Origin of the sequence: Micromonospora sp. NPDC049204, from assembly GCF_040647935.1 — a bacterium.
In the GTDB taxonomy this organism is placed as follows: Bacteria; Actinomycetota; Actinomycetes; order Mycobacteriales; family Micromonosporaceae; genus Micromonospora.
Genome location: NZ_JBEZDC010000003.1, coordinates 273,323 through 298,116, shown reverse-complemented (window position 1 = coordinate 298,116; position 24,794 = coordinate 273,323). Strand labels below are relative to the sequence as shown.

Genomic DNA, 24,794 nt, shown 5'->3' with positions numbered 1-24,794 from the left:
GACCGGCCCGGATTCGCCCGACCGTGATTCGGGAAAGACTCTCGAACATGGAGAGTCACCTCACCATCCTGCTTCCGATCGCCGCCGTCTGGCTGGCCGCCGGAGTCCTCGCCGACGGGCTTCCCCGGCTGCGTAACACCCGCATGCTGCGCCGGCGTACCGGATGGTTGCTGGTGCTGTCCCTCATCGGCGTGGCGCTCACCGCGGCCGTGGTCGGTGGCGGCCTGCTCAGTGCCGGCACCGCGCCCGTCGACCGGGCCGCCGCCGGGCTCACCCTGGCCGCCGGTCCGGCGCTGGTGGCGACGGTCTGCTCCCTACGGCGGATCCGCCGGCTGCGGGCCGGGGCGGGCGCGTTCGCCAACGCCCCCGGCACGCCTGCGCCCCACGGGCTGCGCGCCGCCGCGGCCCACCCACTCGTCGGCCTGCCACTACAGGTGACCGCCCTGGCCACGGTGCCGGCGGTGATCGAGGCGGTCGGCACCGACCTGAGCGCCAACCCGGGGGTCACCGGGCCGGCGATCACCGTGGGCGCACTCGCGGTGATCGCCATCGGAGTCCGGCACGCGCTGCGGCACAGCCGGTTCGCCGAGCGGGCGCAGCCCGCCGTTCCGCGATCAGCGCGGACGACCGGCCCCCTGCACGTATAGCAACTCCAGGATCGCCCTGGTCGCCTCGAACCAGCGGTCCAGCCACTCCGCTGGCGGCAGGCTGCCCTTCGGCGGCAACTCCATCAGCAGGCCACGAAGCAGCGGATGGTCGGCCAGCGACCCGCGGGGCTCCATCGGCCAGCCGGTGGGCGGAAACGACGGCTCGACAAGTGGGTTCGTGTCCAGCGAGGGCAGCGAGAGCGGCAGGTCCGCCGACTCGGAGGCCGACGTGTCCCGCCCACTCATCTCCTGGTCGGTCGACACCACCTCGGTCAGTACGCTGTCCCGACGCGCTCCGCGGTACTTGCCACCGAACCGCTCCGGTTTACCCGGACCGCTGGTGAGATTGTCTGACCCGATCGTCGTCATCCGTCTCGCCTACCTCGCTCGGTTGCCGGTCGGTGCGACGGGTCGTCGACCTGCGCCGTACCGACCAGTTCAACGAGACGGGCGGCCTGTGGCGACGGGAATCCCGGCGGAACCTCGCCGACCGCCCCACCCGCCCGGCCCGCCCCGGACACGGCAAGGCCCTCGTCCGGATCCGAATCCGGACGAGGGCCTCAGTTGACCACTCGGTCAGACCTCGCCGAACGCACCGCCTCGGGTGCCGCCGACGAAGGCGTGCCAGTCACTCGGTGCGAAAACCAGGGCCGGGCCTGTCTTGTCCTTCGAGTCCCGCACTCCGACCGCCCCCGTCACGTACGCCACCTCCACGCAGTTGTCACAGTTCGGCCCGCTTTTTGAGCTCTTGAACCATGCTGCCTGCGTCAGGTCCACGGGGAACCTTTTGGTCGCCATTTCCACAACGGCTCCTCTGCCAGTTTTGCGATGTGTGCGACGGACTCCTCTGGACGTATGGCCGCAGCGCGGATGTGATCGAAGATGAAGCTGTACTTCTGCAGTTCGTCGCTCTTCTCGAGGAAAAGCCCACCCGTGGCGTTCTCCGCGTACACAACATCAGGATCACCGGGCTCAGGGAAGCTGAGGATCGTGAAGGTGCCGTCCATGCCGGCGTGCGCGCCCACCTCGAAGGGCAGGATCTGCAACGTCACGTTCGGCAACTCGGCCACCTCGACCAACCGCTTGAGTTGGCCACGCATCACCTCGTCCCCGCCTACCGGCCGACGTACCACCGCCTCATCGAGTACCACCCACAGATCGACCGGATCGTCCTGGGTCAATAACGACTGACGGCCCAGACGGACACGCACCCTCTGGTGCACCTGATCGGCGGTGAAGTCTGGCCGAGCCGCGCGGATCATCGCTCCGGCGTACTCCTCGGTCTCCAGAAGACCCGGTACGACCTGCTGTTCGTACGCCCGGATCGAACTCGCGGCCGCCTCCAGCCCGACGTACGCGCCGACGAGCACCGTGCTGTACGGATGCCACCAACCTTTTTGTCGGGCCTCCCTGGCGATCTGCACCAGCTCGTCGCTCTCGGCACCGACCACCCCGTAGATCCGCAGCATGTCCCGGACGTCGCGAGGGGTGGCGGTGGTGTGCCCGGTCTCGATCCGGGAGACCTTCGACGCCGAGCACTCCAACTGCTCGGCGACCATCTCGATGGTGATCCCGGCGGACTCCCGCTGCCGCCGCAGCTCGGCACCGAGCCGCCGCCTTCTGATGGTGGGACTGCGCCGCTCACTCATCGCGCAACCCGTGAGTCGCTGATCCCCGCGGCTGGCTGCTCGGCCCCACTCGGGCTACCTCCGGTCGACGCGCCACTGGCTGACACCCGCCGGGGGCGCGACCGTCGTCCGGCGAACGTTCGCGACGAAGGGGGTGGTGCCGGTCCTCGGCCGGCCGCGACGGGCGAAACCGGCTCCCAGTGTGCCGCCCGTACGCGGAAGGCTTCAATAGGCCTTTCGCGGGACTCGCTCACGTATCGGCAAAAGTCGACGTGCAACTTGCATGCAGCACGTCCCTCATGCACTCTGTCCGTATGGCACGGGTTACTCAGCGTCTCGATCCGCTCCCTCGCAGTGGTGAACCCACCGAGGCGGGGAAGCCCGACGCGGCGCGGACCCGGCCGGCACAACCGAGACGTGCTCCGGGGTAATGACCCCGCCGCTGCAAGCCGGCAAGCTGCGGCGGCGGGCGCGGTTCCCGGAAGCATCCGGGTGATGGTCGGGTGGCGGCACGCCACCAGCGAGGTACGGCCCGGCCACCACCATCCGCACCACCGGTTCACGAGGCACGACCCCGTCACCGGCCGAGACGTCCCCCGATCAGGCACCGCCGGCACAGTTGCCGGCCATCCTCCCCAGGAGCCCATGTGCTTCCCCGCACCGGTGACGTACTGCTCGTGACTCGCGCGGCGAGTGTCCAGTTCCTCAAGCCCATCAAGTTCCGGGTGATCCGGGTGCTGGACTGGCCCACCTACGACGGTTGGCTCTGGCTCGACGGCTATGAGCTGAACGCCGCGGGCGACGCGGTCAACCGACGATCGATCTTCGTCCAGCGCGACGGGCTGGAGCAACTACAGGCCGCCCCCGAGCCCCGCCCGCACACCGTACGGGCCCGGCGACCGGTCACCCGTACCCCGCTCCGGGTCGGCTGACCGACCCGATCCGCCGCCGGTGGGCGTGCCGTCGCCATAGAATCGGTACGCCCACCCCGGCACCGTTCCACCCGCGCGTCCAGGACCCTGACCCTGGGATGGTCATGGTCAATCAGCCCGCCCTGCGGCACCACCGCTCCCGTATCGCCTATGCATGTGGACTGCTCGTCCTCCTCGGGGCGATGGTCACAGCCCTGGTTCTCGTCCGCGACCCGGCGATGTCGTCCACCCGGCTGACCGCACCGGTGCCCGCACCGGAGATCACCGTGGTCGACGACCACCCACCGACGGAGGACTCTCCACCGGCAGCCGGGAACTCCGACCGGACCGGCGCGGATGCCCCGGGCAGCCAGGCCGGCGTCACCACTCCAACCGGGTCGGCGGCCGGCCGTGGCGCCGGCAGCCAGTCCGACGACCGTCCGCAGGTCACCGAAGCGGCTCCGGCCGGACGCACCGCGGCGGACACCCGCCGCTCCCTGTTCTGGTCCGGCATCTTCGGCCTCGCCATCGCACTGGCCGGCCTCGGCCTGGTCGGCACCCGCCGGCGAATGTGGTGACCACCGGTCAGGGCGTACTGGTCACCGTCGGGCTCGGCGCGGTCGGACTCGGCAGGGTCGGACTCACCCCGGTCGAGGGCCGGGCCTGAGAGATGATCAACAGCACCTCGTCGTCGGTCGACACCGGCGTGCCCGTTCCCGGCTCGGTGCCCACCACAGTTCCGGGCGGCAACTCCGAGGACCGGTACACCACCTGGTAGGCAAGGCCGAGCCGGCCCAGTAACCCCTCGGCGGTCGCCTGCGGCAGGCCGACGAGCGGCGGCACGGGCACCTGGACCGGCGCGCTGGTGGCCGGCGCGCTGCTCGGTGCCTCGCTCGTCGGCGCGGCCGAGGTGGGCGATGCGCTGGTCGGTGCGGCACTTGTGGCACTGGCCGACGGGGTGGGGTCGGGATCGTCCCGGTCGTCATCCTGCTTGGCGAGCACCAACCAGAGCGCCCCGCCGAGCAGGCCGGCGAGCAGCAGCGCGAGCACACCCCACAGGATCGGCAGCCACCAGCGCCGACCGCCCTGCTCCTCGACGTACCAATCCCCGGATGCCTCATCCGGCCGGGGCGGCCGGACCTCGGCCCGCCCGGCCCACGAAGGCGTACCCGGGCTGGGCGGCGTACCCGGGCTGGGCGGCGCGGTGGCGGCGGCACGGTCGATCGGCATGGTCTGGTCGGACGACCCGGTGGGACGAGCCGGGACCGTCCGGTCGATCGGCGCCGTCTCGTCCGGCTCGCCGGTGGGTCGGGTCGGTTGCGGTGGCTCCGCCCGGTCGGCGGACGGTGGCAGTGGGCGGGTCCGATCGTCCTCGTGCTCGCCGGCGGGAGGCTCCTGGCGGTCGTCGCTCATCGCACGTCCTTTCCGCGAACCGGACGGGCGGCATGGCCCTCGACCGTCAACCTAGTCGCCCAACCTGCCATCGGTGGGGATCAGCGTGCCGTGCCGCGCCGTTCGCGGGTACGTCGCTCCGCCTCGGCTGCGTCGACGATCGGCGCACCGGTCTCAGCTCAGGGAGTGGGTTTCGTCGAGGGTTGTTCGGGGGCGCCCGCCCCGCACCAGATGCTGACCTCGTCGTTCCACCGGGCCGAGCCGTCCTCGACCGGCTCCTGCCGGGCGACCTTTCCGTTGCGACCGCTGATGTAACGCGGGTAGAGGCCCTCGTCGATCAGCTCGTCGACGGCCTTGGCGCAGTCCTTGCCGACCACGTCCGGCACCTCGGCCGCTGGCGCTGGCCCCGTCACCTGAAGTTGCACGGTCGTGCCCCGGGCGACCTCGGTGCCCACGGCGGGTACGGCGCTCTCGACAGTGCTACCGGCTCCGCCGCCGAAGACCAGCCGCCAGCCCAGCCGATGCTCGCGCAGCATGTCCCGCGCCTGCATGAACTCGACGCCGATCACCGGTGGCACGGTCAGGCCGGTGCCCTTGGTCGGTGTGGCGGAGGTCCGGACGGCCGACGGCGTGGCCCGACCGGTGCTCGGTCGAGCCGAGGTGGCCCGGCTGCTCGGCGGGTTGGTCGTGGTCGCGGCGGTCAGCGGGTCCCCCGGGGATTTCTCGCCGTCGCCGGCCAGCAGCCAACCGCCGGTCGCGCCGATCGCGGCGAGCAGCACGACGGCCAACCCACCACCCAGCCACATACTGGCCCGGCTCGCACCGCCGCCCGCGGCATCCTGCGGGTTCGTGCTCGTGTCCGTCATACCGTCCACCGCCTCATCACCGGCGACGGTACCGCCCGCCGCCCAATCCGCCGCACCGACGGTCGGCCCACACCGGCGGGTCGTTGCGACTCGCCGCGCCGACGACGGGACGTTACGCTGCCCGGCATGGCCAGACAGGGCTGGGGAGTGTCGATCGCGACCGCGATCGGGGTCGCTGCCGGCGCGGGTGCCGCGCAACTGGGCTTCGGCTACGGGCTCGGCGTCATCACCTGGACGCCCAGCGATGCCGGCGCCAGCGACACGGCCTGGGCCGACGGCCTCGCCTGGGCCACCTGGCTCGCCGCCAGCTCGACGGTCCTCGGCGCGGTCTGCGCGCAGCGGCTCCACCAGCGCGGCGGCGCACCGGTGACGCCCACGCCGCCAGTGACGGCCACGCCACCGGCGACCGACCCGGCAGCGACCGAGGAGTCCGACCCGGCCACCGCCATGGATCCACCTGCCGCCGACCGGCCCGACCCGGAGCCGACGGACAGCCGATCACCGCAGGTGGCCGAGGTGCCGTCCGCCGACCGGGCGGGCCTGCTGCGACGGGTTGTCCTGGCGCTCGGTGCCGGGATCGGCGGGCTGGTCACCGTGCTGCTGATCGCCGTTCCCGCGCGGGTCGCCACCGGCGCCGACACCGGGGCACCGCAACGGACCGCCGCCGTGCAGGCGATGCTGGGCATCCTGATCGGCGTGCTCGTCGCCGGCTGGGCGCTTCGCTCCCGGGCCGCCGCGATCAACGTGACCGCGACGGCCGCCTGGCTCTGGCTGCTCGCGGTGGTCTCGGTGATCGACGGGGTACGCGTCGGACGAGGGCTGACCGGAGCCCAGCTCGGCACCTGGCAGCTTGATCCGGACCACCCGCGGTACTGGATCTCCGACCAGCTCTACTGGCCAGGTGCGCTGTTGGCACTCGTGCCGGCGCTGCTGATCGGCGTGCTGGCCGCTCGGCGGACGGCCCGATCGGCCGGGCACCGCGTCGGGGCCGCTGCCTCCGGGGCCGCTGGTCCGGTGCTCGTCGCGCTCGCCTACCTGACCACCCTGCCGCACTGGTCGACGCTGGGTCCCGCGCAGCTCTCCACCCAACTGATCGCCCCGTACGCGGTGATCGCCGGGATCGGCGGCTCCGTACTCGCCGCTGTCCTCGCCGATCGCGCCGAGCGGAGTCGGGCGGCTCATCGGAGCGCCTCAGTCGCGGCCCCGAAACCCGAGCCGCACCCGGCAGTTCAGGTCGACTCGACGCAGATCACCGTCGACGGGCCTCGGACCGATCCGGCTCCGAACGCCGAGCCCGAGCCGTCGACTTTCCGCTCGTCCATCACCGCCGCGGGCCGACGCGGCAGGACCGACGCCGCGCACCGGACAACCACGACAGGCGCCGCACCTGGTGCGGATGCCACGCCAGGTGCGGATGCCACGCCGCGGGTGCCCGCGCCCAGGGTGCCCGCGCCGCGCACCGAACCATCCATCTCCGCCCCCGCAGAGGATCCGACACCAAGCGCCCGCCGCAGCCGCGCAACTCGCCGCCCCACCCGCCCCACCTCCGACTAACCACCCCCGGCCCCCGGCCCCTCGGCGACCCCGAGCGGCGTGTCGCGGCAATAAACCCCATGATCAACGCGATCGGGGGGTGGGGTGGGGTCAGGGGACCGGCCAGGTGTGGACTGGTTCGTTGGCGCGCTGGAGTTCCGCGTAGCGCTGGACCATGTGGTGCAGCGCGGCCGCCCGGTCCATGCCGTGCCGCCGCTCCGCCGCCCACACCGCCTCGGTCTGCCAGACGGCACCGTTGCGGCCGGTGCGGCAGCGCTGCTCGATGATGCCGAGCAGCCGGTCCCGCTGCGCCGGGGAGACGCCGAAGCCGTCCAGGCCGGCCGCGGCGGTGGGCAGCAACTGCTCCAGCACCAGCTTGGTGACCGGTACGTCGCCGAGCCCGGGCCAGTGCAGCACGGCGTCGAGACCACGTCGGGCGGCGGCTTGGAAGTTCTCCTCGGCGGAGGAGAAGGTGAGTTGGCTCCAGATCGGGCGGTCCGCCTCGGCCAGACCCCGTGCCAGCCCGAAGTAGAAGGCCGCGTTGGCGAGCATGTCCACCACCGTCGGGCCGGCCGGCAACACCCGGTTCTCCACCCGCAGGTGCGGCCGGCCGTTCATGATGTCGTAGACCGGGCGGTTCCACCGGTAGACCGTGCCGTTGTGCAGCCTCAACTCCCCGAGTTTCGGGACGCCGCCGGCGTGCAACACCTCCACCGGGTCCTCGTCCTCGCAGATCGGCAGCAGCGGCGGGAAGTACCTGACGTTCTCCTCGAAGAGATCGAAGATCGAGGTGATCCACCGTTCGCCGAACCACACCCGGGGCCGTACGCCCTGGGCCTTCAGCTCGTCGGGACGCGTGTCGGTGGCCTGCTGGAACAGCGCGATCCGGGTTTCGGCCCACAGGTGGCGCCCGTACAGGTAGGGGCTGTTCGCTCCGATCGCCACCTGGACCCCGGCGATGGCCTGGGAGGCGTTCCAGTAGTCGGCGAAGCTGTCCGGTGCGACCTGGAGGTGGAACTGGAGGCTGGTGCAGGCAGCCTCGGGGGCGATCGAGTCGGTGTGCGTCCGTAACTGCTCGACGCCGCGGATGTCCAGCTCGATGTCCTCGCCACGGGCGCCGACGATCTGGTCGTTGAGCACCCGGTAGCGCTCGTTGGTGGAGAGATTGTCCTCGACCAGGTGCCCCTCGGTGAGGGTGGGCAGGATGCCGACCAGGACGATCTTCGCGTCGGACTTCGCCGCGCGTTCGTCGGCCCTGGAGAGGCTGCCGCGCAGGTCGTGCTCGTAGTCGGCGAAGCCGGTGCCCTCGATCAGTCGGGGTTCGGCGTTGAGTTCCAGGTTGAACTGCCCCAACTCGGTCTGGAACAGCGGGTCGGCGATGTCGGCGAGGATCTCCTCGTTGCGCATCGCCGGCTCGGCCGCCGAGTCGACCAGGTTGAGCTCGATCTCCAGGCCGGTCATCGGCCGGTCGGCGTCGAACCCGAAGTCGTCCAACATGAGGGCGAAGACGTCCAGGCAGCGTCGTACCTTCTGCCGGTAGCGGACGCGGTCATCCCGGGTGAAGGCGCCCTGTGCGACGTCCCTGCCCATGTGTCCTCCCGACAGCCGGCGCGGTCGGGATTCGTCCGTCCCGGAAAGCGCATTGTGAACCCTCCACGGTAAGAGCGCCCACCTGACCGGAGCCAGAGGCCGACGGCGGTGATCCGACATCGACCGGAGCGGGCGCGCTCGTGGCGCCATCTGTACCCCGTTCACCGAGCGAGCGGACGCGATGGCGGCGCGAGCCGCTCGTGACGAATACCACGACATCGGCGTCGGAGGTGGAGACGACACCGGGCCCACGCCGACGTGCGGCGTGGGCCCGGTGTACCGGCGATGCGGGGAAGATCAGGCCTGGCGGACAGCCTCGCCCTCGATCTCAATCTTGATCTTGCGGCTGACCAGCACGCCCCCGGTCTCCAGGGCGACGTTCCAGGTCAGGCCGAACTCCTCGCGGTCGATCTCGGTGCTCGCGGAGAAACCGAAGATGTCCTGACCGAACGGGCTGCGGCCGACACCCTCGAACTCCACCTCCAGCTCGACCGGCCGGGTGACGCCCTTGATGCTCAGCTCACCGGTGAGCACGAACTCGCTGCCACTACGGGACTTGACCCCGGTGCTGCGGAACTCGAGCGTCGGGAACTTCTCGACGTCCAGGAACTCGGGGCTGCGCAGGTGTGCGTCCCGGTCGGTCTGGGTGGTGTCGATGCTGGCCGCCTGGATGGTCGCGACGACCGACGTCTGCAGCGGGTCCTCGGCGATGGTGATGGTGGCGGTCGCGTCCTTGAACTCACCGCGAACCTTGCTCACCATCATGTGCCGGGCCACGAAGCCCACCCGCTTGTGCGCCACGTCGAGGACGTAGGTGCCAGCCGCCGGGATGGTGAGGCCGTCCCATTCGCGGGTAACGGCATCGATGCTGCTGGTCATGCTGCTGTCCTCCAGGAGATTGTTTAGTAGCCCAACGACTGCTTGAGCAAATATAACCCCAACAATATTCCTCCTGTCAAGTACTGCTAGGATTAACGAGTGACCAACGTCTTCGACGATCCCCGGATCACCGCCGTCGGCCTGCTCTTCGAGGCACACGCCGGGCTGTCAGCCCGGTTCAACGCTCAACTGGAGGAGCACGGCCTGTCCTCGGTCGAGTTCGAGGTCATCACCCGACTGGCCCGCTCGCCGGGCAACCAACTACGCATGACCGACCTCGCCGCGCAGACCTCGTTGTCGACGAGCGGCGTGACCCGTGTGGTGGACCGGATGGAACGCGACGGGTTGCTCACCCGGCGGGCCTGCCCGAACGACAGGCGCAGCTCGTACGCGGTGGTCACCGCAGCCGGGATGCAACGCCTGAACGAGACGCTACCCGGGCATCTCCAGATGATCGAGCAGTGGTTCACCGGCCAACTCGACCCGGAGGCGCTGACCGCCCTGCTCGACGGGCTGCGCCGGGTACGCGACGCCGCACACCCGTGCGCCACCGCCGGCAGCGACGACGTCAGCCCCGAGCAGGAGTCCGCCGCCACCCAGCCCTGAACACCGGCTGTCCGCACCGGCAGAAAGACCGGCAGAACTGAGCGAGCCAAGGCGAAGAATTTCGGCTAATCAGACTTTTCGCTCTGCTGGCGGTGGCAGGCTTCCTGCACCGGGGAATCACCGGGGGGTGACGGCGCGGGCGAACAGCGAGGGGTAGCACCAAGGGGGCTCTTCGTCCGCGCCACTCTCCCCGCCCGCGCACGGGCACCTACGGTGCTTCCGGCCCACTACGGGTCGCCGTCAGCGCGTAGAGCAGTCCCGACTCCTGCGGCAGCAGCCGAATGCCGCTCTCCTCGCAGACCCGTTCCAGCCGCTCCAGGACCGCCGGGTCCGCGGTGCTCGCAGCCAGTCCCACAAGCGCCTCCACCACGTCTCGGCGCTCCTGACCTTTGGCGTCGACGGCCGCGGCGAACCACTCTGCGGCCAACTCCCGGTCACCCCGGTGCAGCGCCAGATTCCCTTCGATCAACGCACCGAGACCCACCTCCGGCCCGCCCGCGGACAGCGCCGACTCCCCCGAGCGTTGCCTCGGCGCCACGGCCCGGCGAGCCGGCGCTCGCGGTGATTCGGCTGCCACCGCCTCAGCGGTCCCCGCGCGCAGCTCGGTGAGCACCTCTGTCGCTTCCACGGCACGCCCGTCCTGAGCGAGCGCCAACCCGATCTTCCCGAGCACCCGGCGACGGCGTCTCGGATCACCCAGCTCGGACAACGCCGCGAGCGCCCGCCGGCCCTGGTCGACGGCGTCCGCGTACCAGCCCTCCAGGCGGGCGACCTCGGCTCGATTGGCCCAGGCCAGCACCCGGAGGCGCTGCTCGCCACTCTCGGCGGCGAGGCGGTCCACCGCCGCGAGCCTGCGACGGGCGGCGGCCAGGTCACCGGTCCGGATCTCGTGCCAGGCAAGACTGTTCTGGGCCACCGCCAGATCCCGGGTACGTCCGTTACGGGCGGCCAACCGCAGCGCCGTCTCGGCCTGCTCGCGAGCCTCGTCCTGCCCGCCGACGGAGATCAGCAGGATGCCGAGGATGTTTCGCGCCTCCAGCTCCCCGGTGACGTCGCCGGCCTGGCGAAAGATGCCCAACGCCGTACGCGCCGTCGACAGTTCCTCGGCACCCGCACCGTGCTCGGCTGCGAGCTGGGCAACCCCGAGCGCGGCCCAGCCACGCAGGATCGGATCGGCGTCGGCGGTCCGGGGGTCCGCCAGCAACCGCCGCAGCCACTGTCGCCCGGCGACGTCTCGCCCACGGAACCGCCACCAGCGGGTCAGGCACGCCGCCAGCCGCAGCGCGGTGAGCGGGTCGTCCGTGGTCGCGTGGGCCAGCGACGAGCTGATGTCACTGCTCATCTCGTCCAGCCGGTGCACCGCGTCGGGCAGCCGGGGGCCGACCAGGTCGCTCGCGATCCGCGCCACCAGGCGCGCGATCACCTCGGCGTGCCGACGTCGGATGCAGGTCAGCTCACCCGCGGCGGCCGCCTGCTCGATGGCGTAGTCGCGGACCGCGTCGAGCAGGCGGAACCGGAACGGCCCGGTGCCGCGCACGCCCAGCAACCCCAGCTCGACGAGCCGGTCCAACAGCGGAACCGGGTCGATCGCCACCGCGCCGTCCCGGTCGGCCCGGTCGCCGAGCATCTCCTCGGCCAACTCCACCGACCAGCGGTCGCCGAACACGGCGAGCTGCCGCAGCGCCGCCCGCTCGTCGGGGGCCAGCAATCGGTAGCTGGTCGCCACCGCGTCGCGCAGGGTGACCGACACCGCCGCCGCCGCGCCGGGGTGGACCACCGGATCGGCGGGAGTGGCGAGGTCGAGCACGTGGTCGCCGTACCGGTCCAGCAGCTCGGTGAGGTCGAGCAGTCGACCTCGGGCGGCCATCAGCTCGATGGCCAGCGGCAGCCCTCCCAGCCGGCGGACCAGCGCGACAAGGGCGGGCAGCTCATCGGGACTGGGCGGCTCCCGACGCACCTGAGCCAGTCGGGTGGTGAACAACGCGACCGCCGGCCACGATTCGAGCGGGGCCGCTCCAGCGCGTCCGTCGCCCGGCGGCGGCACATCGAGTGGTGCGACCGGCCAGACCCTCTCGCCGGGCAGTCCGACCGGATGCCGCCCGGTGACCAGCACCCGAAGTGACGGCACCGCACCGATCAGCCGGTGCAGCGTCGCGGCCACCGGGTCCGGCGCATGCTCCACCGCGTCCAGCACCAGCAGCGCCGGCTGTCCGGCGAGCCGGGTCAGGAGGTCCGGCAGCCGTGCCGCGCCCAGTACGGCCATCGCGGCGGCGAACACGTCCGGCCCGTCCGAGCCCTCAGCGACAAGCACTCCGGCCACACCGCCCGGGTGGTCGACGGCCACCAGATGTGCCACCGCCGTTGCCAGCGCGGTCTTGCCGACCCCGGCCAACCCGACCAGGCTCACCAGCCGAGGCCCGCGCTCCGCGGTCAGCATCTCGGCCAGCTCGGCGAGGTCGCGATCTCGGCCGACAAGCGCGACCGGCGGCGGGAGGGTGGCCGGCGGGTTGGTGGAGAGCGACTGGGAGGTCGTCCGGTCGCCGGTCCCGAGCGCCGTCGGGGTGGCGTCCGGCCCGGGTGACTCGGTGCCGGAGTGCCCGCGGGCGGCGGCCAGGAACGCCGCCCGGCTGGTGCCGGTCAGCGCCAACGCCGTGGCGAGCAACTCGACGGTGGTGCGTTGCGGCCGGACCGACCGGCCGCGCTCCAGGTCACGCACCGTCCGCACGCCCACCCCGGCCCGGGACGCCAGCTCGGCCTGGGTCAGGCCGGCGGCGCGTCGATGCCCGCGGAGCAGCTCCGGCAGGGGGGTACGACCAGCCGGGCTCCGTGACCCTTCATGATCCGGAGTCATGGCCACGAAGAGTACGGATGAACTACGACCGTCGGCAGCCGAACGTCGGGCTGCCGACGCCCGTTCGCCGATAATCCGACAGCCCTACGGGCAGCCTTGCCGGGCCGATCGGTAGGCCTACGCGGCGGACCTTCAGAGACCCAGGTCCCGAGCGATGATCATGCGTTGCACCTCGCTGGTGCCCTCGCCGATTTCCAGGATCTTGGAGTCCCGCCAGAAACGGGCCACCGGGTACTCGTTCATGAAGCCGTACCCGCCGTGGATCTGGGTGGCCTCCCGGGCGTTGTCCACGGCGATCGTGCTGGCGTGCAGCTTGGCGATGGCGGCCTGCCGCTTGAACGGTTCACCGGCGAGCATCCGCGCGGCGGCGTCGTAGTACGCCAGGCGAGCGGTGTGCGCCTTCAGCTCCATGTCGGCAATCTTGAACTGGATGGCCTGGTTGGCGCCGATCGGCTGGCCGAAGGCGTGCCGCTCCTTCGCGTACTTGATCGACTCGTCGACGCAGCCCTGCGCGAGGCCGACGGCCAGCGCGGCGATGGCGATCCGGCCCTCGTCGAGGATTCGCAGGAACTGGGCGAAACCCCGGCCCCGCTCGCCGAGCAGGTTGGCCGCCGGCACCCGGCAGTCGTCGAACGTCAGCTCGTGGGTGTCCGAGGCCGTCCATCCCACCTTCGAGTAGCCCGGCGCCACGGTGAACCCGGGCGTGCCGGTCGGCACGATGATCGTCGACAGCTCCTTGGAGCCGTCCGGGTTCGTGCCGGTCACCGCGGTGACGGTCACCATGGCCGTGATGTCGGTACCCGAGTTGGTGATGAACGCCTTCGAGCCGTTGATCACCCACTCGTCGCCGTCCAGCACGGCCCGCGTCTGGGTTCCGGCGGCGTCCGAGCCGGTGCCCGGCTCGGTGAGCCCGAACCCGGCCAGCGCCTCGCCGCTGAGCAGCCGGGGCAGCCAGGTCGCCTTCTGCTCCGGGGTGCCGAAGCGGTAGATCGGCATCGCGCCCAGCGAGACCGCCGCCTCCAGCGTGATGGCCACGCTCGAGTCGACCCGGGCCAACTCCTCCAGGGCCAGGCAGAGCGCGAAGTAGTCGCCGCCCATGCCGCCGTGCTCCTCACCGAAGGGCAGGCCGAACAGGCCCATCTTGCCCATCTGCCGGATCACCTCGTACGGGAACGTGTGCTGCTCGTAGTGCTCGGCGATGACCGGGGCGACCACCTGGCGCGCGAAGTCCCGCACGCTCTCGCGCAGCGCCGCTTGTTCGTCGGTGAGCCGGAAGTCCATCTCATCCTCCTGTAAGGACGGTCCGTCCCGGCGCTCGTGACGCCGAAAGCGGGTCGCGGTGCGGGTCTGGGTGGGTGATCAGACCGGGGTGACGCCGTGCCGACGGCGGGAGAAGTGCCGATCCTTCGTACGCGCCGCCGCGAAGCGACGGACCAGCTCGGTGCGCAGGTCGTGCGGTTCCACGATGGCGTCCACCACCAGCTCGCTGGCGAGCCGGACGACGTCGATGTCCTGCTCGTACTCGGCCCGCTTGGCGGCCACGAAGGCGGCCCGCTCGGCCTCGTCCTCGATCGCCGCGATCTTGTTGGCGTAGACCGCGTTCACGGCAGCCTCGGCGCCCATGACCGCGATCTTCGCGCTGGGGAGCGCGATGGTGGCGTCCGGCTCGAACCCGGGGCCCGCCATCGCGTAGAGGCCGGCACCGTACGCCTTGCGCACCACCACGCAGATCTTCGGCACCGTCGCCTCGGAGATCGCAGTGATCATCTTGGCGCCGTGCCGGATGATGCCCTGCTTCTCGACCACGCTGCCGACCATGAACCCGGGTACGTCGCTGAGGAACAGCAGCGGCACATTGAACGCGTCGCAGAGCTGCACGAACCGGGTGGCCTTGTCGGCCGAGTCGACGAAGAGCACGCCGCCCTTGAACATCGAGTTGTTGCCGATGACCCCGACGACCTGACCGTCGAGCCGGCCGAACCCGATGGTCAACTCCTTGGCCCAGAGCGCCTGGATCTCGAAGAAGGAGCCCTCGTCGAGCAGGCCCTTGACGTACCGACGCATGTCGAACGCCTGCCGCTCGCTGGCCGGCACCAGCGCGGCCAGGTCGGCCTTGGCGGGGGCGGCGACGGCCGGCGCGGCCGGCGGCGCCTGCGTCCAGTTCGCCGGCAGGTACGACAGGTAGGTCTTCACCACGTCGAGCGCGTCCGCCTCGGTCTTGCAGAGGAAGTGCCCGACGCCGGACTCGGCGGTGTGCACCTTGGCCCCGCCCATCGCCTCCAGGGTGGTCTTCTCCCCGGTGACCATCTCGACCATCCGGTCGGAGCCGAGGTACATGCTGGCGTTGCCGTCGACCAGGGCGACCACGTCACAGAACGCCGGAATGTACGCCCCTCCGGCGGCGCTCGGGCCGAACAGCGCGCAGACCTGCGGGATCGAGCCGGAGGCGCGGACCTGGTTCCAGAAGATCTTGCCGGCGCCGCGTCGGCCGGGGAAGAGATCGACCTGGTCGGTGATCCGGGCACCGGCCGAGTCGACCAGGTAGACCATCGGCACGCCGGCGCCGTACGCCCGCTCGATGATCCGGATGATCTTCTCGACGGTGCGGGCGCCCCAGCTGCCGGCCTTGACGGTGGAGTCGTTGGCCATCAGGCAGACCTGTCGGCCGTCGATGGTGGCCGTGCCGGTGACCACGCCGTCGGCGGGCAACCCCTCGGCGAGTGCGTTGGCGTAGAGGCCGTCCTCGACGAACGAGCCCTCGTCGACCAGGAGCGCGACCCGCTCCCGGGCGAAGAGTTTGCCCTTGGCCGCGTTGGCCGCGTGGTACTTGTCCGCACCACCGGACCGGGCCCGCTTGCGCAGCTGCTCCAGTGCCTCACCGTCGAGCGTCACGCCGACCCCCTACTGCCGCCACCCCCGGCCGGCGGCCCGTCCGGGCACACCTACCGACCTAAACGATCGTTAGGCTAACGTACCCGGACGGGTCGCGGCGACCCAACCGCCGGTTACGACAGGCCGGAGATGGAGCGCCGACCAGGGGGCCGAGCGGACGGGGATGGGGTCAGACGCGCGGCTTCTGGCCGATCCACTTCTCGTAGAGCGCGTCGTACGTGCCGTCCTGCTTCGCCTTGGCCAGCTCCTCGTTGATCGTCTTGAGCAGTTCCGGGTTGCCGTCCTTCTTCACCGAGATCCCGTACTGCTCGCCGGTGTCGAACTCGGCCGCCACCTCGAAGCCGCCCGGGTTCTCCTTGATGTACTCGGCCCAGACCGGCAGGTCGTTGATGGCGGCCTCGATCTGCCCGGTGGCCAGAGCCTGCTGCTCGGCGGCGAGGTCCTCGAACTCCACGAGTTGGAGGCTCTTCTCCTTCTCGAACTTGCGGGCGTAGTCACGGCCCGTGGTCGCCGCCTGCACGCCAACCTTCCGACCCTTCAGGTCATCCAGCGACTTGTACGACTTGCCGGTCTTGACCAGCAGCGCCTGCGTCGCATCGAAGTAGGGGGCGGAGAAGTCCATCACCTTCTGCCGCTCCTCGGTGATCGTCATGCCCGCGGCGGCGGCGTCACACTTGCCCGTGTTGAGATCCTGACCGGACTTGATCCCCTCGAACGGCGTGTCGACGATCGCCTGCTCGACGCCCAACTTCTTGGCGACGAGATCCATCACGTCGACGTCGAACCCCACCACCTTGCCGCTGGCGTCCTTGGACTGGAACGGCGGGTACGGCAGATGGGTGCAGATGGTCAGGGTGCCCGCCTTGATGAGCTTGACCCCGCTGGTCTGGACCTCACCCTGATCCTTTTTGGCACATCCGGCACTGAGGACAAGTGCACCGACAGTAACAACAAGACCGATGGTTCGGACCGGCTTATAGATATTCACAGTTATGCCCCTTTGTTTCCCCGAAGTAACGGCAGGACAGGGTGATGGCAGAGGGACCGTACCTGATTACCCGGATTGCCGACTAGATCCAAAGGCACTGACCAGTGGGTCCGCTCAGACGAGGCGGTGACACCCCGAAGTCGTCGATCCCGAGTCGTGAGAATCGTTGACGGCACTGGGATTTCCCTGCTAGCTGCCGGACGTCAGCGGGGTCGGCCCCCACCCCGGCTCGTGGACCCGCCGTCGCGGCCGACCAGAGATCATTCGACGCTGACCGATTTCGACGCTTCGCCCTGTTCGTCGGTGGCAAATTACCGCTGTCGATGCATAGACAATTTCAAAAGTTCGCAGTTACGATGCGATGCAGTCAACGGGGACTATCCACCCTGTCCACGGTGCCGCCGCAACGGCATATTGTGAACTGCTCGGGAGAGGTGCCTCCGTGGTGTCCTCAGAAACACCTTGACCGTCACCAGAACAGAGCGCCTGCGCCCCAGTCCTGCCCAGGTCGGCGCTCTCCTCAACGGGCCGGTCCGGCCACGTCCGATCCACCAGACAGTCGCCGACCTCATCGACGAGACGATCCGCCGGCATCCCGACGCCACCGCGATCGTCCATCCCACCGGCACGCTCACCTATCGGGACGTGGATCGGCTGGCCGACGCGGTCACCACCGATCTGCTCGCCGTCGGCGCCCGGCGGGGTGACTTCGTCGCGCTCCTGCTCGACGACCGGGTCGGGCTCCTCGTCGCCATGCTCGGCACCATGCGGTCGGGTGCCGCGTTCGTGCCGTTCGACCGCGCCTGGCCGGCGCTGCGCCAGGTCCGGATGCTCGACGGCCTCAGCCCGGTCGCCACCGTCGGGTCGCCGCCGGACGGCGCACCCGCCCTGCCGGTGATCGACGTGCGGACGGAGCCGACCACACACCGGAGCCCCGCGCCCGCCACCGACCGTCCCCGGCCGGAAGACCCCATCTACGCCTTCTTCACAAGTGGTTCCACCGGTCTGCCCAAGTGCGCGGTCAACCTGCACCACGGGCTGGTCAACCGCTTCCTGTCCATGACCGAGCGGTTCGCCGCCGACGGCGCGGTGGTGCTCCAGAACTCCGCGCACACCTTCGACTCGTCGATCTGGCAGCTGCTCTGGCCGCTGACCCGCGGCGGCACCGTGGTCATCCCGGACCGCACCGGCATCCTCGACTTCGACGCGACGCTGGCCCAGATCCACCGGCACGGCGTCACCATGACGGACTTCGTCCCCAGCATCTTCGACCTGCTCGTCGAACGCCTCGAGCACCGGCCACAGGACCGGCACCTGCTGGCGTCCATGCGCCAGGTCTTCATCGGTGGCGAAGCCGCGAAACCGCACACGGTCCAGGCCTTCCGACGGATGTTCGCCGACATCCGGGTGACCAACACCTACGGTCCGACCGAGGCGTCGATCGGCTCGGTCTTCCACGCCGTGCACGACGACGACCGCCAGGTCATCCCCCTCGGCCTACCCCTGCCCAACACCTCGGTGCTGCTCCTCGACGAGGACGGTCAGCCGACACCCCGGGGCGAGATCGGCGAGATTCACCTCGCCGGCGTCTGCCTGGGCGCGGGCTACCACGGCGACGCGGAGCGCACCCGGCAGGTGTTCGTCCCGAACCCGTACGACGAGGTCGAAGGCGACCTGCTCTACCGCACCGGTGACTTCGGCTGGGTACGCGAGGACGGCCTGCTGATGTTCAGCGGCCGCCGGGACGCCCAGGTCCAGATCGCCGGGATACGTGTCGACCTGGGCGAGATCGAGCACGCGCTCACCACGCTGCCCGACGTGCACCAGGTGAAGGTGATCGTCGACGAGGCCGGCGCGGCGGCCACGATGGTCTGCTTCTACTCGGCCGAGCGGGCCGTGACCGAGGAGGCGCTGCGTGAGCACGCCCGGACCGCGCTGCCCGCCGCGTTGGTGCCCGGCAGATTCGTCCGCCTCGCCACCCTGCCGCTGCTCTCCAACGGCAAGGTCGACCAGGAGCGACTGCGCCGCCGACTGGCCGGTGCCGCACCGAGGGCCACCGACACCGACGCCGCCTACCCGGCGGACAGCGTCGAGGCGCGGATCGCCGAGATCTGGACGCGGGTGCTGGGCTTCAACGCCAACGACGACGACTTCTACTGCCTCGGTGGAACGTCACTCGGCGCCGCCCGGCTCGCGGTGGAGTTCGAACGCGCCTTCGCGATCCGGTTGGACGTACGCGACCTGATCCGTTCGACCACCATCGCGGCACAGGCCGAACTGGTCCGCCGGGGCAGCCCGCTGCCCCCGCCCGTTGTCACGCCACACGAACTGGCCGACGACCTGCGCCTCGGTGAGCTGGGCCGGGTGCGGGTCCGGCGGCCCGACGACCCGGGGGCGATCCTGCTGGTCGGCGCGACCGGCTTCATCGGTTCACACGTGCTGGCCGCCCTCACCGCGCAGGGTGGTCGACCGGTCGTCTGCCTGGTCCGCGCCACCGACGACGAGGCGGCCCGGCACCGGGTCGGGTCCGCGCTGTCGGCCGGCGGCTACGGGCCGGCGGAGCTGACCGGGTGGTCGGCCCTCGCCGGTGACCTCGACAAACCCCACCTCGGGTTGGTGGCCGCCGACTGGCGGCGGCTCTGTCGACAGGTCGGCACCATCGTCGACGCCGGCGGTCGGGTCGACACCCTCCGCGACTACGTCGACCTACGGGCCACCAACGTGCACGGCCTGCGTACCCTCATCCACCTCGCGGGCACCCACGTCCGCAAGCGGATCATCTCGCTGTCGACGACCACCGTGCGGCACGCCCCCGGCACACCGCTCACCGAGTCGTTCCTGCCGCCCTGGTCGACGTTGCCACCCGACGGTTACAGCCAGTCCAAGTGGGTCGGTGAGCAACTGCTGCGGGCGGCCAGCGAGCAGGGTGTCCCCGCCGCCGTCGTCCGGCTCGGGGAGGTCGCCGCCCACTCCCGGACCGGGCACGCCAACCCCCGGTCCTCGGTCACCATGATCCTGCGGCTCTGCCTACGGCTCGGCGTACGGCCGCCGACCCGCCTGCACGTGGACTGGACCCCGGTCGACCTGGTCGCCCAGGTGGTCGCCGCGCTGACCGACCCGCACCACCCGGTGCTGCCGGGCACCGTGCTGAACGTGGTGGCGCCGACGTCGGTGCCGGTGACCGAGCTGCTGTCCCTGCTCCGCGCCGAGGCGGGCGCGCTGCCGGAGGTCCCGTACGACCGGTTCCTCGACCGGGCCGCCGACCTGGTCGGCGATGACGAGACAGCCCGCTGTCTCGCTGTTCTTCGGCCCCGCAGCGCCGCGGCGACCGACGCACTGACCGGGGTGTGCCACGACGCCCTGGTCGGCACCGACACGGTCCGCGCCGCCCGGCTGGCTCGGGATCTCGGCCTCAACTGGGGCACGAGTCGGGACGTGGGGGTCGACACGATGGTCGACCGTCTCGCGAGGACCTTCCTGTCAGTGAACCGTCCGCACCTGTCCACCGCGACAGTCCAGTGAACCGCGACCTAACGGCCCAGGAGACGCCATGAAGGTGAACCTCTACTACGCCCCGTTCCCCTCACAGATCTTCCAGGGGGAGAGCGAGCCGATCAACACCGAGCGGCCACTCAACCCGAAGAGCGCGCTGACCACCATCGCCGCCGGGCTGCGGGCGTACGCACCGCACTTTGGCTACTCCTGCGACATCGAGATCATCGATCTCCAACTCGGTGGGCAGCGGGTCAAGTACAAGTCGCTGCCGTACGGCCCTCGGATCATGGACTGTTACCGGTACGGCACCCCGTTCGAGGAGGCCGACGAGAAGATCCGCTCGGCCGAGGTGCACGGGATCACCTGCAACTTCACCAACAGCGCGCACATCGTCAGCGACCTCGCGCAGCACATCAAGCGGGTCAACCCGAAGGCCATCGTCGTCGTGGGCGGTGTCGACTGCACCGCCCGTCCGCAGTACTACCTGTCCCGGGGCGCGGACGTGGTGGTGCGTGGTGAGGGCGAGCTGACCTTCGCCCGGATCATCGACGCGCTCAACCGCAAGCAGGACCTGGGCACCGTGCCGAACATCTCGCTGCAGGGCCGGCTGATCCCCACGAAGGTCGACACGGGCGAGACCATACCGATGGATTCCATCGAGCCGATGGCCCTCGACCTGATCCCCGATCTGTCGGTCTACACGGACACGGCGGAAGGTCCGCCGCCGGAGGGCGTGCAGGGCAGCTTCATCTGCTGGGAGACGTCCCGCGGCTGCGCGTGGCGGTGCTCGTTCTGCACGGCCCCGTCCCGCGGCGGATACCGCTACATGAGCCTGCCGACGATGGAGAAGCACCTCAAGACGTTCCAGGAGTACGGCATCAAGACGATCGTGTGGCAGGAGGACAACCCGCTGTCCCGGATCCAACAGAACGGCACCGGTCGCTACCTGTACGACTCCGGGCGCGAAGACGTGCTCGCGATGTTCCACATGTTCCGGGACTACGGCTTCGCCTGGGAGTTCGCCAACGGCATCGAGTTCGGCAAGTTCATGCAGAACGGCAGATTCGACCACGAACTCGCCGACGCGCTGCTCGGCAGCAAGATGGTCGACGGCCAGTGGGTCGGTTGCTACCGGGTGCAGATCCCGCTGGACAACATGAACGTCAAGAAGCGCCGGTTCCCCAAGCTGCTCGGCTTCGACGAGCAGGTGGACGTCCTGGCCACGATGCTCACCGACCACGGCGTCGGCCACCAGACGTACGACCTGTTCATCGGCTATCCCGAGCACGACCGCGAGGGCATCGACATGTTCACCGACTACTGCCTCCGGTTGAAGGAGGAGCTCACGGCCGTCGGGCAGGGAAAGTACAAGCCGTACTTCAACGTGTTCAACCTGTCGTTGCTGCCGGGAGCCCGGGACTGGACCACCCTGCACTCCCTGCTCCAGTTCGACATCGACGAGAACCCGGAGGTCATCGGGATCTTCCTGTCGGCGATCAACACCGACCACTTCACGTACTGGGACATCTACCAGAAGCGTCTCGAGATGACGACCATGCTCAACGATCGCGAGATGCACCGTCTCTACGACGGCATCTACGCGGGCTGACCAGGAGGTTAGGGCCATGCGTGTCACCCTGTTGTACGCCCCGTACCCCGGGCAGTCGTTCCGCGACGAGGACACCACCATCAGCCCGGTGCGGGTCCGCAACCCCAAGAGCGCGCTCGTCACGTTGGCGGCCGGTGCTCGCGCCTACCTGCGCGAGTGGGGGGTCGACGCGGAGTTCAAGATCGTCGACACCCAGGTGGACGACGGCGAGCCGCTGCACTACGCCTCGTTCCAGTACGGGCCGCGCACCATCGACTGCCATCGCTACGGCGGCCCGTTCGAGGCGTACGCGGACGAGGCGCGTGCCGCCGACATCATCGGGATCTCCAACAACTTCACCAACTCGGCCCGGGTGGTGACCGAGTTCGCCACCTTCCTCAAGCAGGTGAACCCGAACGCGCTGATCGTCGGCGGGGGGATGGACGTCACCGCCCGACCGGACTGGTATCTGGCGAACGGCTTCGACGTGGTGATCCAGCTCGAGGGTGAGCTCACCTTCGCCAAACTGATCCAGGCCCGGGCGACCGGCCAGCCCATCGAGGGGATGGTGATGACGCGGCGGGTCGGCGACGGGCTCGTCATCATGGGTGGCGCCCAGCTCAACCTGGCCGAACTGCCGCCGATGGCACTCGACCTGATCGACGACCTGTCGGTGTACGACGACACCGGCGAGGGCCAGCCGCCGATGACCGTACGGGCGCCGTTCACCTGTTTCGAGACCTCGCGCGGCTGCTACCGGACCTGCTCGTTCTGCGCGACCCCCATGCGTGGGCACTACCGCTACATGAAGCCGGACGTGGTGCGGCGGCACTTCGAGTACCTGAAGTCGATGGGGATCTCGAACATCCTGTTCCAGGAGGACAACACGCTGTCCCGGATCCAGCGCTCGGGGCGGGGGACGCTGCTGCACGACAGCGGGCGGGAGGACACTCTGGAGATCTTCCGGATCGCCCGCGAGATGGAGTTCTCCTGGGAGTTCGCCAACGGACTGGAGTTCGGCAAGTTCCTCGACCTGGGTGAGGTCGACCGGGAGCTGATGGAGACCCTGTTCTGGAACGACACCAGCGGGGACCGCTGGGTCGGCTGCTACCGGGTGCAGATCCCGCTCGAGTACCTCGGTGACGAGCCCACCAAGAAGTTCAACAAGCTGCGGCCCTTCCAGGAGCAGCTCCAGATCGTCACGTCGATGCTGGACCTCGGCGTCCGCTATCTGACCTTCAACATGCTGATCGGGCATGACGACGACGACCAGGCGATGATCGACATGTACCTCGACCGGTGCCTGCAGTTGAAGGCCCGGCTCAACGAGGCGAGCACCGAGGCCACCAACTACTTCAATGTCTTCAACCGGACTCTGCTCCCGGGCACCGCGGACTTCCGGAAGAAGGCGGACCGACTATCGTTCGACATCGAGGAGACGCCGGAAGTGATCAGCGTCTACCTTTCGCCGATGCCGTCGAACCACCTCTCCTACTACGAGCTGTTCGAGCAACGCCTGCGACTCACCGAGGCGTTGAACGGCTCGCTGATCGACCAGTACGACGGCATCTACCGGCCGCGCACGCAGAAGGAGTCCGTCCCCGTTGTCTGAACTGGTGACTGATGTCGCTGGGTGAGGCCGTCGGGCGTTACGCCGCACTGTGGCGTACGCCCGGCGTTCCCCGGGTGATGTTGCCCGCGATGCTCGCCCGGCTACCGGTGGCCATCGAACCCCTCGCGATATTCCTGCACATCAGCGCCAAAACCGGTTCCTACACGTCCGGCGCGACGGCCCTCGGCGTCTTCTCGGCGGCGTTGGCCGTCGCCTGGCCGCTGCACGGCCGACTGATCGACCGACGCGGGCTGCGGGTCGTACTGCTGACACTGGCGGCGCTGCACGCGGTGGCGCTGGCCCTCTTCCTCGTCGCGAGCAGCGGCCCGACCTGGTTGCTGGTGGCCTCGGTCGCGCCCGTTGCGCTCACCATGGCACCGGTGGGCTCGACCGTCCGCGCGGCCTGGGCGCTGATCCTGCCGCCCGGAGCGGCACTGAACACCGCCAATGCCCTGGAGGCGGTGCTGATCGAGGTCTTCTTCGTGATCGGCCCCGCCCTGACCGGCCTGTTGACCGGCGTGTTCAGCGCACTCACCACGACGCTGCTGGCCGGCGGAATGCTCGTCGTCGGCTCCCTCCTGTACGGCACCGCACCGGCCGTCTCGACGATGCGCCGGGAGGCCGAAAACAGCGAGCCCGGCGCACCCGACGCTGGGCGCAGCACCGCCCGGGGCGGGCGGAGGCCGTGGCGCATTCCCGGCGTGGTGGCGATCCTGGTGGCCGCCGGCGGGGCGGCCGCGGCGTTCGCCGTACTCGAGGTCACCGTGCCGGCGACCGTGTCGGCGCACGGCGACGCCGCGGCGACCGGCGTGGCGCTGCTGTCCCTGCCCCCGGCGGCCAGCGTCCTCGGCGGGTTGGTCTACGGCGCGCGGCACCACACCCGGCTGCCGGTCAACCGCTACCTCGTGCTGCTGGCGGTGGCGTTCGCGTGCATGGTGCCGCTGGTCTTCGCCACGTCGGTCCCGGTGCTCGCGGTGTGCCTGTTCCTCGCGGGTCTTCCCCTGGCGGCGCTCAGCTCGGAGGAGTTCGGGCTGCTCGGCAGCCTGGTGCCCAAGACAGTGATCAACGAGTCGTTCGCCCTGGCGGCCACGATGATGGCGGTGGGCAGCGCGGCCGGGACGCTTGCGGCGGGCGCGGTCCTGGGCTGGCTCGGCCCCACCGAGGCGCGGCTGCTGTCCCCGATGGCTGCCCTGATCGCGTTGGCGGCCGTCTTGTCGATGCGGGCTACGCTGAGCAGCGTCGATTCAATGGTCACTGCCGACAGCGGAGCGTGACGGGACAGCGAGGTCGAAGAACGCCCGGGGGGTGGGGATCGC

At 70.1% G+C, this 24,794-nt stretch carries 20 protein-coding genes; 9 read left to right on the top strand and 11 right to left on the bottom strand.

Going from position 1 to position 24,794, the window contains the following annotated elements; genetic code table 11:
• Nucleotides 1–47: 47 nt before the first annotated feature.
• Nucleotides 48–647 carry a hypothetical protein gene (locus AB0A90_RS07440; protein ID WP_357243180.1) on the top strand — a complete coding sequence of 200 codons (600 nt, stop codon included), beginning with the start codon at nt 48–50 and terminating at the stop codon, nt 645–647.
• Here AB0A90_RS07440 and AB0A90_RS07435 read toward each other — a convergent pair.
• From AB0A90_RS07435 to AB0A90_RS07425, 3 genes are all read right to left on the bottom strand, one after another.
• On the bottom strand, nt 615–1,016 hold the full coding sequence (locus AB0A90_RS07435; RefSeq protein WP_357243177.1) for a hypothetical protein: 402 nt from the start codon (nt 1,014–1,016) through the stop codon (nt 615–617). The genes AB0A90_RS07440 and AB0A90_RS07435 overlap by 33 nt on opposite strands.
• A gap of 207 nt (nt 1,017–1,223) precedes the next feature.
• The gene (locus AB0A90_RS07430) at nt 1,224–1,445 is read right to left on the bottom strand and encodes a DUF397 domain-containing protein (RefSeq protein ID WP_357244072.1); all 222 of its coding nucleotides are present in this window, start codon (nt 1,443–1,445) and stop codon (nt 1,224–1,226) included.
• Nucleotides 1,415–2,296, bottom strand: a complete 882-nt coding sequence (locus AB0A90_RS07425) for a helix-turn-helix transcriptional regulator (RefSeq protein ID WP_357243174.1) — start codon at nt 2,294–2,296, stop codon at nt 1,415–1,417. Before AB0A90_RS07425 ends, AB0A90_RS07430 begins: the two co-directional genes overlap by 31 nt.
• Nucleotides 2,297–2,922: 626 nt before the next feature.
• Here AB0A90_RS07425 and AB0A90_RS07420 point away from each other — a divergent pair.
• Entirely contained in the window at nt 2,923–3,207 is a 285-nt protein-coding gene (locus tag AB0A90_RS07420; protein ID WP_357243171.1) for a hypothetical protein, read from the top strand.
• 104 nt (nt 3,208–3,311) lie between these two features.
• Nucleotides 3,312–3,764, top strand: a complete 453-nt coding sequence (locus AB0A90_RS07415; protein WP_357243168.1) for a hypothetical protein — start codon at nt 3,312–3,314, stop codon at nt 3,762–3,764.
• 7 nt (nt 3,765–3,771) lie between these two features.
• Here AB0A90_RS07415 and AB0A90_RS07410 read toward each other — a convergent pair whose 3' ends face one another.
• Both AB0A90_RS07410 and AB0A90_RS07405 read right to left on the bottom strand, forming a co-directional pair.
• Nucleotides 3,772–4,599 (bottom strand): PASTA domain-containing protein, encoded by an 828-nt coding sequence (locus tag AB0A90_RS07410; protein ID WP_357243164.1) that lies wholly within the window; start codon nt 4,597–4,599, stop codon nt 3,772–3,774.
• A gap of 158 nt (nt 4,600–4,757) precedes the next feature.
• A complete protein-coding gene (locus AB0A90_RS07405) occupies nt 4,758–5,444 on the bottom strand; it encodes a PASTA domain-containing protein (protein ID WP_357243161.1) in 687 nt (228 codons plus the stop codon).
• Between the two features lie 126 nt (nt 5,445–5,570).
• Here AB0A90_RS07405 and AB0A90_RS07400 point away from each other — a divergent pair, with 126 nt between their 5' ends.
• Nucleotides 5,571–6,998: a hypothetical protein gene (locus AB0A90_RS07400; protein WP_357243158.1), complete on the top strand. Its 1,428-nt coding sequence runs from the start codon at nt 5,571–5,573 to the stop codon at nt 6,996–6,998.
• 90 nt (nt 6,999–7,088) lie between these two features.
• Here AB0A90_RS07400 and AB0A90_RS07395 read toward each other — a convergent pair whose 3' ends face one another.
• A complete protein-coding gene (locus AB0A90_RS07395; protein WP_357243155.1) occupies nt 7,089–8,567 on the bottom strand; it encodes a glutamate--cysteine ligase in 1,479 nt (492 codons plus the stop codon).
• Between the two features lie 297 nt (nt 8,568–8,864).
• Nucleotides 8,865–9,446: a YceI family protein gene (locus tag AB0A90_RS07390; RefSeq protein ID WP_357243152.1), complete on the bottom strand. Its 582-nt coding sequence runs from the start codon at nt 9,444–9,446 to the stop codon at nt 8,865–8,867.
• 99 nt (nt 9,447–9,545) lie between these two features.
• Between AB0A90_RS07390 and AB0A90_RS07385 the strand changes: the two genes are divergently transcribed.
• Nucleotides 9,546–10,052 carry a MarR family transcriptional regulator gene (locus AB0A90_RS07385; protein ID WP_357243149.1) on the top strand — a complete coding sequence of 169 codons (507 nt, stop codon included), beginning with the start codon at nt 9,546–9,548 and terminating at the stop codon, nt 10,050–10,052.
• 208 nt (nt 10,053–10,260) lie between these two features.
• Here AB0A90_RS07385 and AB0A90_RS07380 read toward each other — a convergent pair whose 3' ends face one another.
• The 4 genes from AB0A90_RS07380 to AB0A90_RS07365 all read right to left on the bottom strand — a co-directional run bounded on the left by AB0A90_RS07380 (nt 10,261) and on the right by AB0A90_RS07365 (nt 16,783).
• Nucleotides 10,261–12,903 carry a helix-turn-helix domain-containing protein gene (locus AB0A90_RS07380; protein WP_357243146.1) on the bottom strand — a complete coding sequence of 881 codons (2,643 nt, stop codon included), beginning with the start codon at nt 12,901–12,903 and terminating at the stop codon, nt 10,261–10,263.
• Between the two features lie 132 nt (nt 12,904–13,035).
• Nucleotides 13,036–14,184 (bottom strand): acyl-CoA dehydrogenase family protein, encoded by a 1,149-nt coding sequence (locus tag AB0A90_RS07375; protein ID WP_357243143.1) that lies wholly within the window; start codon nt 14,182–14,184, stop codon nt 13,036–13,038.
• A gap of 78 nt (nt 14,185–14,262) precedes the next feature.
• The gene (locus AB0A90_RS07370) at nt 14,263–15,795 is read right to left on the bottom strand and encodes an acyl-CoA carboxylase subunit beta (protein WP_357243140.1); all 1,533 of its coding nucleotides are present in this window, start codon (nt 15,793–15,795) and stop codon (nt 14,263–14,265) included.
• A gap of 169 nt (nt 15,796–15,964) precedes the next feature.
• Entirely contained in the window at nt 15,965–16,783 is an 819-nt protein-coding gene (locus AB0A90_RS07365) for a basic amino acid ABC transporter substrate-binding protein (RefSeq protein ID WP_357243137.1), read from the bottom strand.
• Nucleotides 16,784–17,245: 462 nt separating this feature from the next.
• Here AB0A90_RS07365 and AB0A90_RS07360 point away from each other — a divergent pair, with 462 nt between their 5' ends.
• From AB0A90_RS07360 to AB0A90_RS07345, 4 genes are read left to right on the top strand one after another with little or no spacing between them, the layout of a single operon-like run.
• The gene (locus tag AB0A90_RS07360; RefSeq protein WP_357243134.1) at nt 17,246–20,305 is read left to right on the top strand and encodes an amino acid adenylation domain-containing protein; all 3,060 of its coding nucleotides are present in this window, start codon (nt 17,246–17,248) and stop codon (nt 20,303–20,305) included.
• Nucleotides 20,306–20,333: 28 nt separating this feature from the next.
• Nucleotides 20,334–21,887 carry a cobalamin-dependent protein gene (locus tag AB0A90_RS07355; RefSeq protein ID WP_357243131.1) on the top strand — a complete coding sequence of 518 codons (1,554 nt, stop codon included), beginning with the start codon at nt 20,334–20,336 and terminating at the stop codon, nt 21,885–21,887.
• A 16-nt stretch (nt 21,888–21,903) separates the two neighbouring features.
• A complete protein-coding gene (locus tag AB0A90_RS07350; RefSeq protein ID WP_357243128.1) occupies nt 21,904–23,478 on the top strand; it encodes a cobalamin-dependent protein in 1,575 nt (524 codons plus the stop codon).
• A gap of 11 nt (nt 23,479–23,489) precedes the next feature.
• Entirely contained in the window at nt 23,490–24,752 is a 1,263-nt protein-coding gene (locus AB0A90_RS07345) for an MFS transporter (RefSeq protein ID WP_357243125.1), read from the top strand.
• The last annotated feature ends 42 nt before the right edge of the window (nt 24,753–24,794 follow it).

Bases quoted from the DNA above. Each gene is read 5' to 3' on its own strand.
- AB0A90_RS07350 (WP_357243128.1), top strand. From the start codon at position 21,904: ATGCGTGTCACCCTGTTGTACGCCCCGTACCCCGGGCAGTCGTTCCGC.
- AB0A90_RS07430 (WP_357244072.1), bottom strand. From the start codon at position 1,445: ATGGCGACCAAAAGGTTCCCCGTGGACCTGACGCAGGCAGCATGGTTC.
- AB0A90_RS07410 (WP_357243164.1), bottom strand. From the start codon at position 4,599: ATGAGCGACGACCGCCAGGAGCCTCCCGCCGGCGAGCACGAGGACGAT.
- AB0A90_RS07355 (WP_357243131.1), top strand. From the start codon at position 20,334: ATGAAGGTGAACCTCTACTACGCCCCGTTCCCCTCACAGATCTTCCAG.
- AB0A90_RS07390 (WP_357243152.1), bottom strand. From the start codon at position 9,446: ATGACCAGCAGCATCGATGCCGTTACCCGCGAATGGGACGGCCTCACC.
- AB0A90_RS07425 (WP_357243174.1), bottom strand. From the start codon at position 2,296: ATGAGTGAGCGGCGCAGTCCCACCATCAGAAGGCGGCGGCTCGGTGCC.
- AB0A90_RS07415 (WP_357243168.1), top strand. From the start codon at position 3,312: ATGGTCAATCAGCCCGCCCTGCGGCACCACCGCTCCCGTATCGCCTAT.
- AB0A90_RS07380 (WP_357243146.1), bottom strand. From the start codon at position 12,903: ATGACTCCGGATCATGAAGGGTCACGGAGCCCGGCTGGTCGTACCCCC.
- AB0A90_RS07395 (WP_357243155.1), bottom strand. From the start codon at position 8,567: ATGGGCAGGGACGTCGCACAGGGCGCCTTCACCCGGGATGACCGCGTC.
- AB0A90_RS07375 (WP_357243143.1), bottom strand. From the start codon at position 14,184: ATGGACTTCCGGCTCACCGACGAACAAGCGGCGCTGCGCGAGAGCGTG.
- AB0A90_RS07405 (WP_357243161.1), bottom strand. From the start codon at position 5,444: ATGACGGACACGAGCACGAACCCGCAGGATGCCGCGGGCGGCGGTGCG.
- AB0A90_RS07440 (WP_357243180.1), top strand. From the start codon at position 48: ATGGAGAGTCACCTCACCATCCTGCTTCCGATCGCCGCCGTCTGGCTG.
- AB0A90_RS07345 (WP_357243125.1), top strand. From the start codon at position 23,490: ATGTCGCTGGGTGAGGCCGTCGGGCGTTACGCCGCACTGTGGCGTACG.
- AB0A90_RS07435 (WP_357243177.1), bottom strand. From the start codon at position 1,016: ATGACGACGATCGGGTCAGACAATCTCACCAGCGGTCCGGGTAAACCG.
- AB0A90_RS07400 (WP_357243158.1), top strand. From the start codon at position 5,571: ATGGCCAGACAGGGCTGGGGAGTGTCGATCGCGACCGCGATCGGGGTC.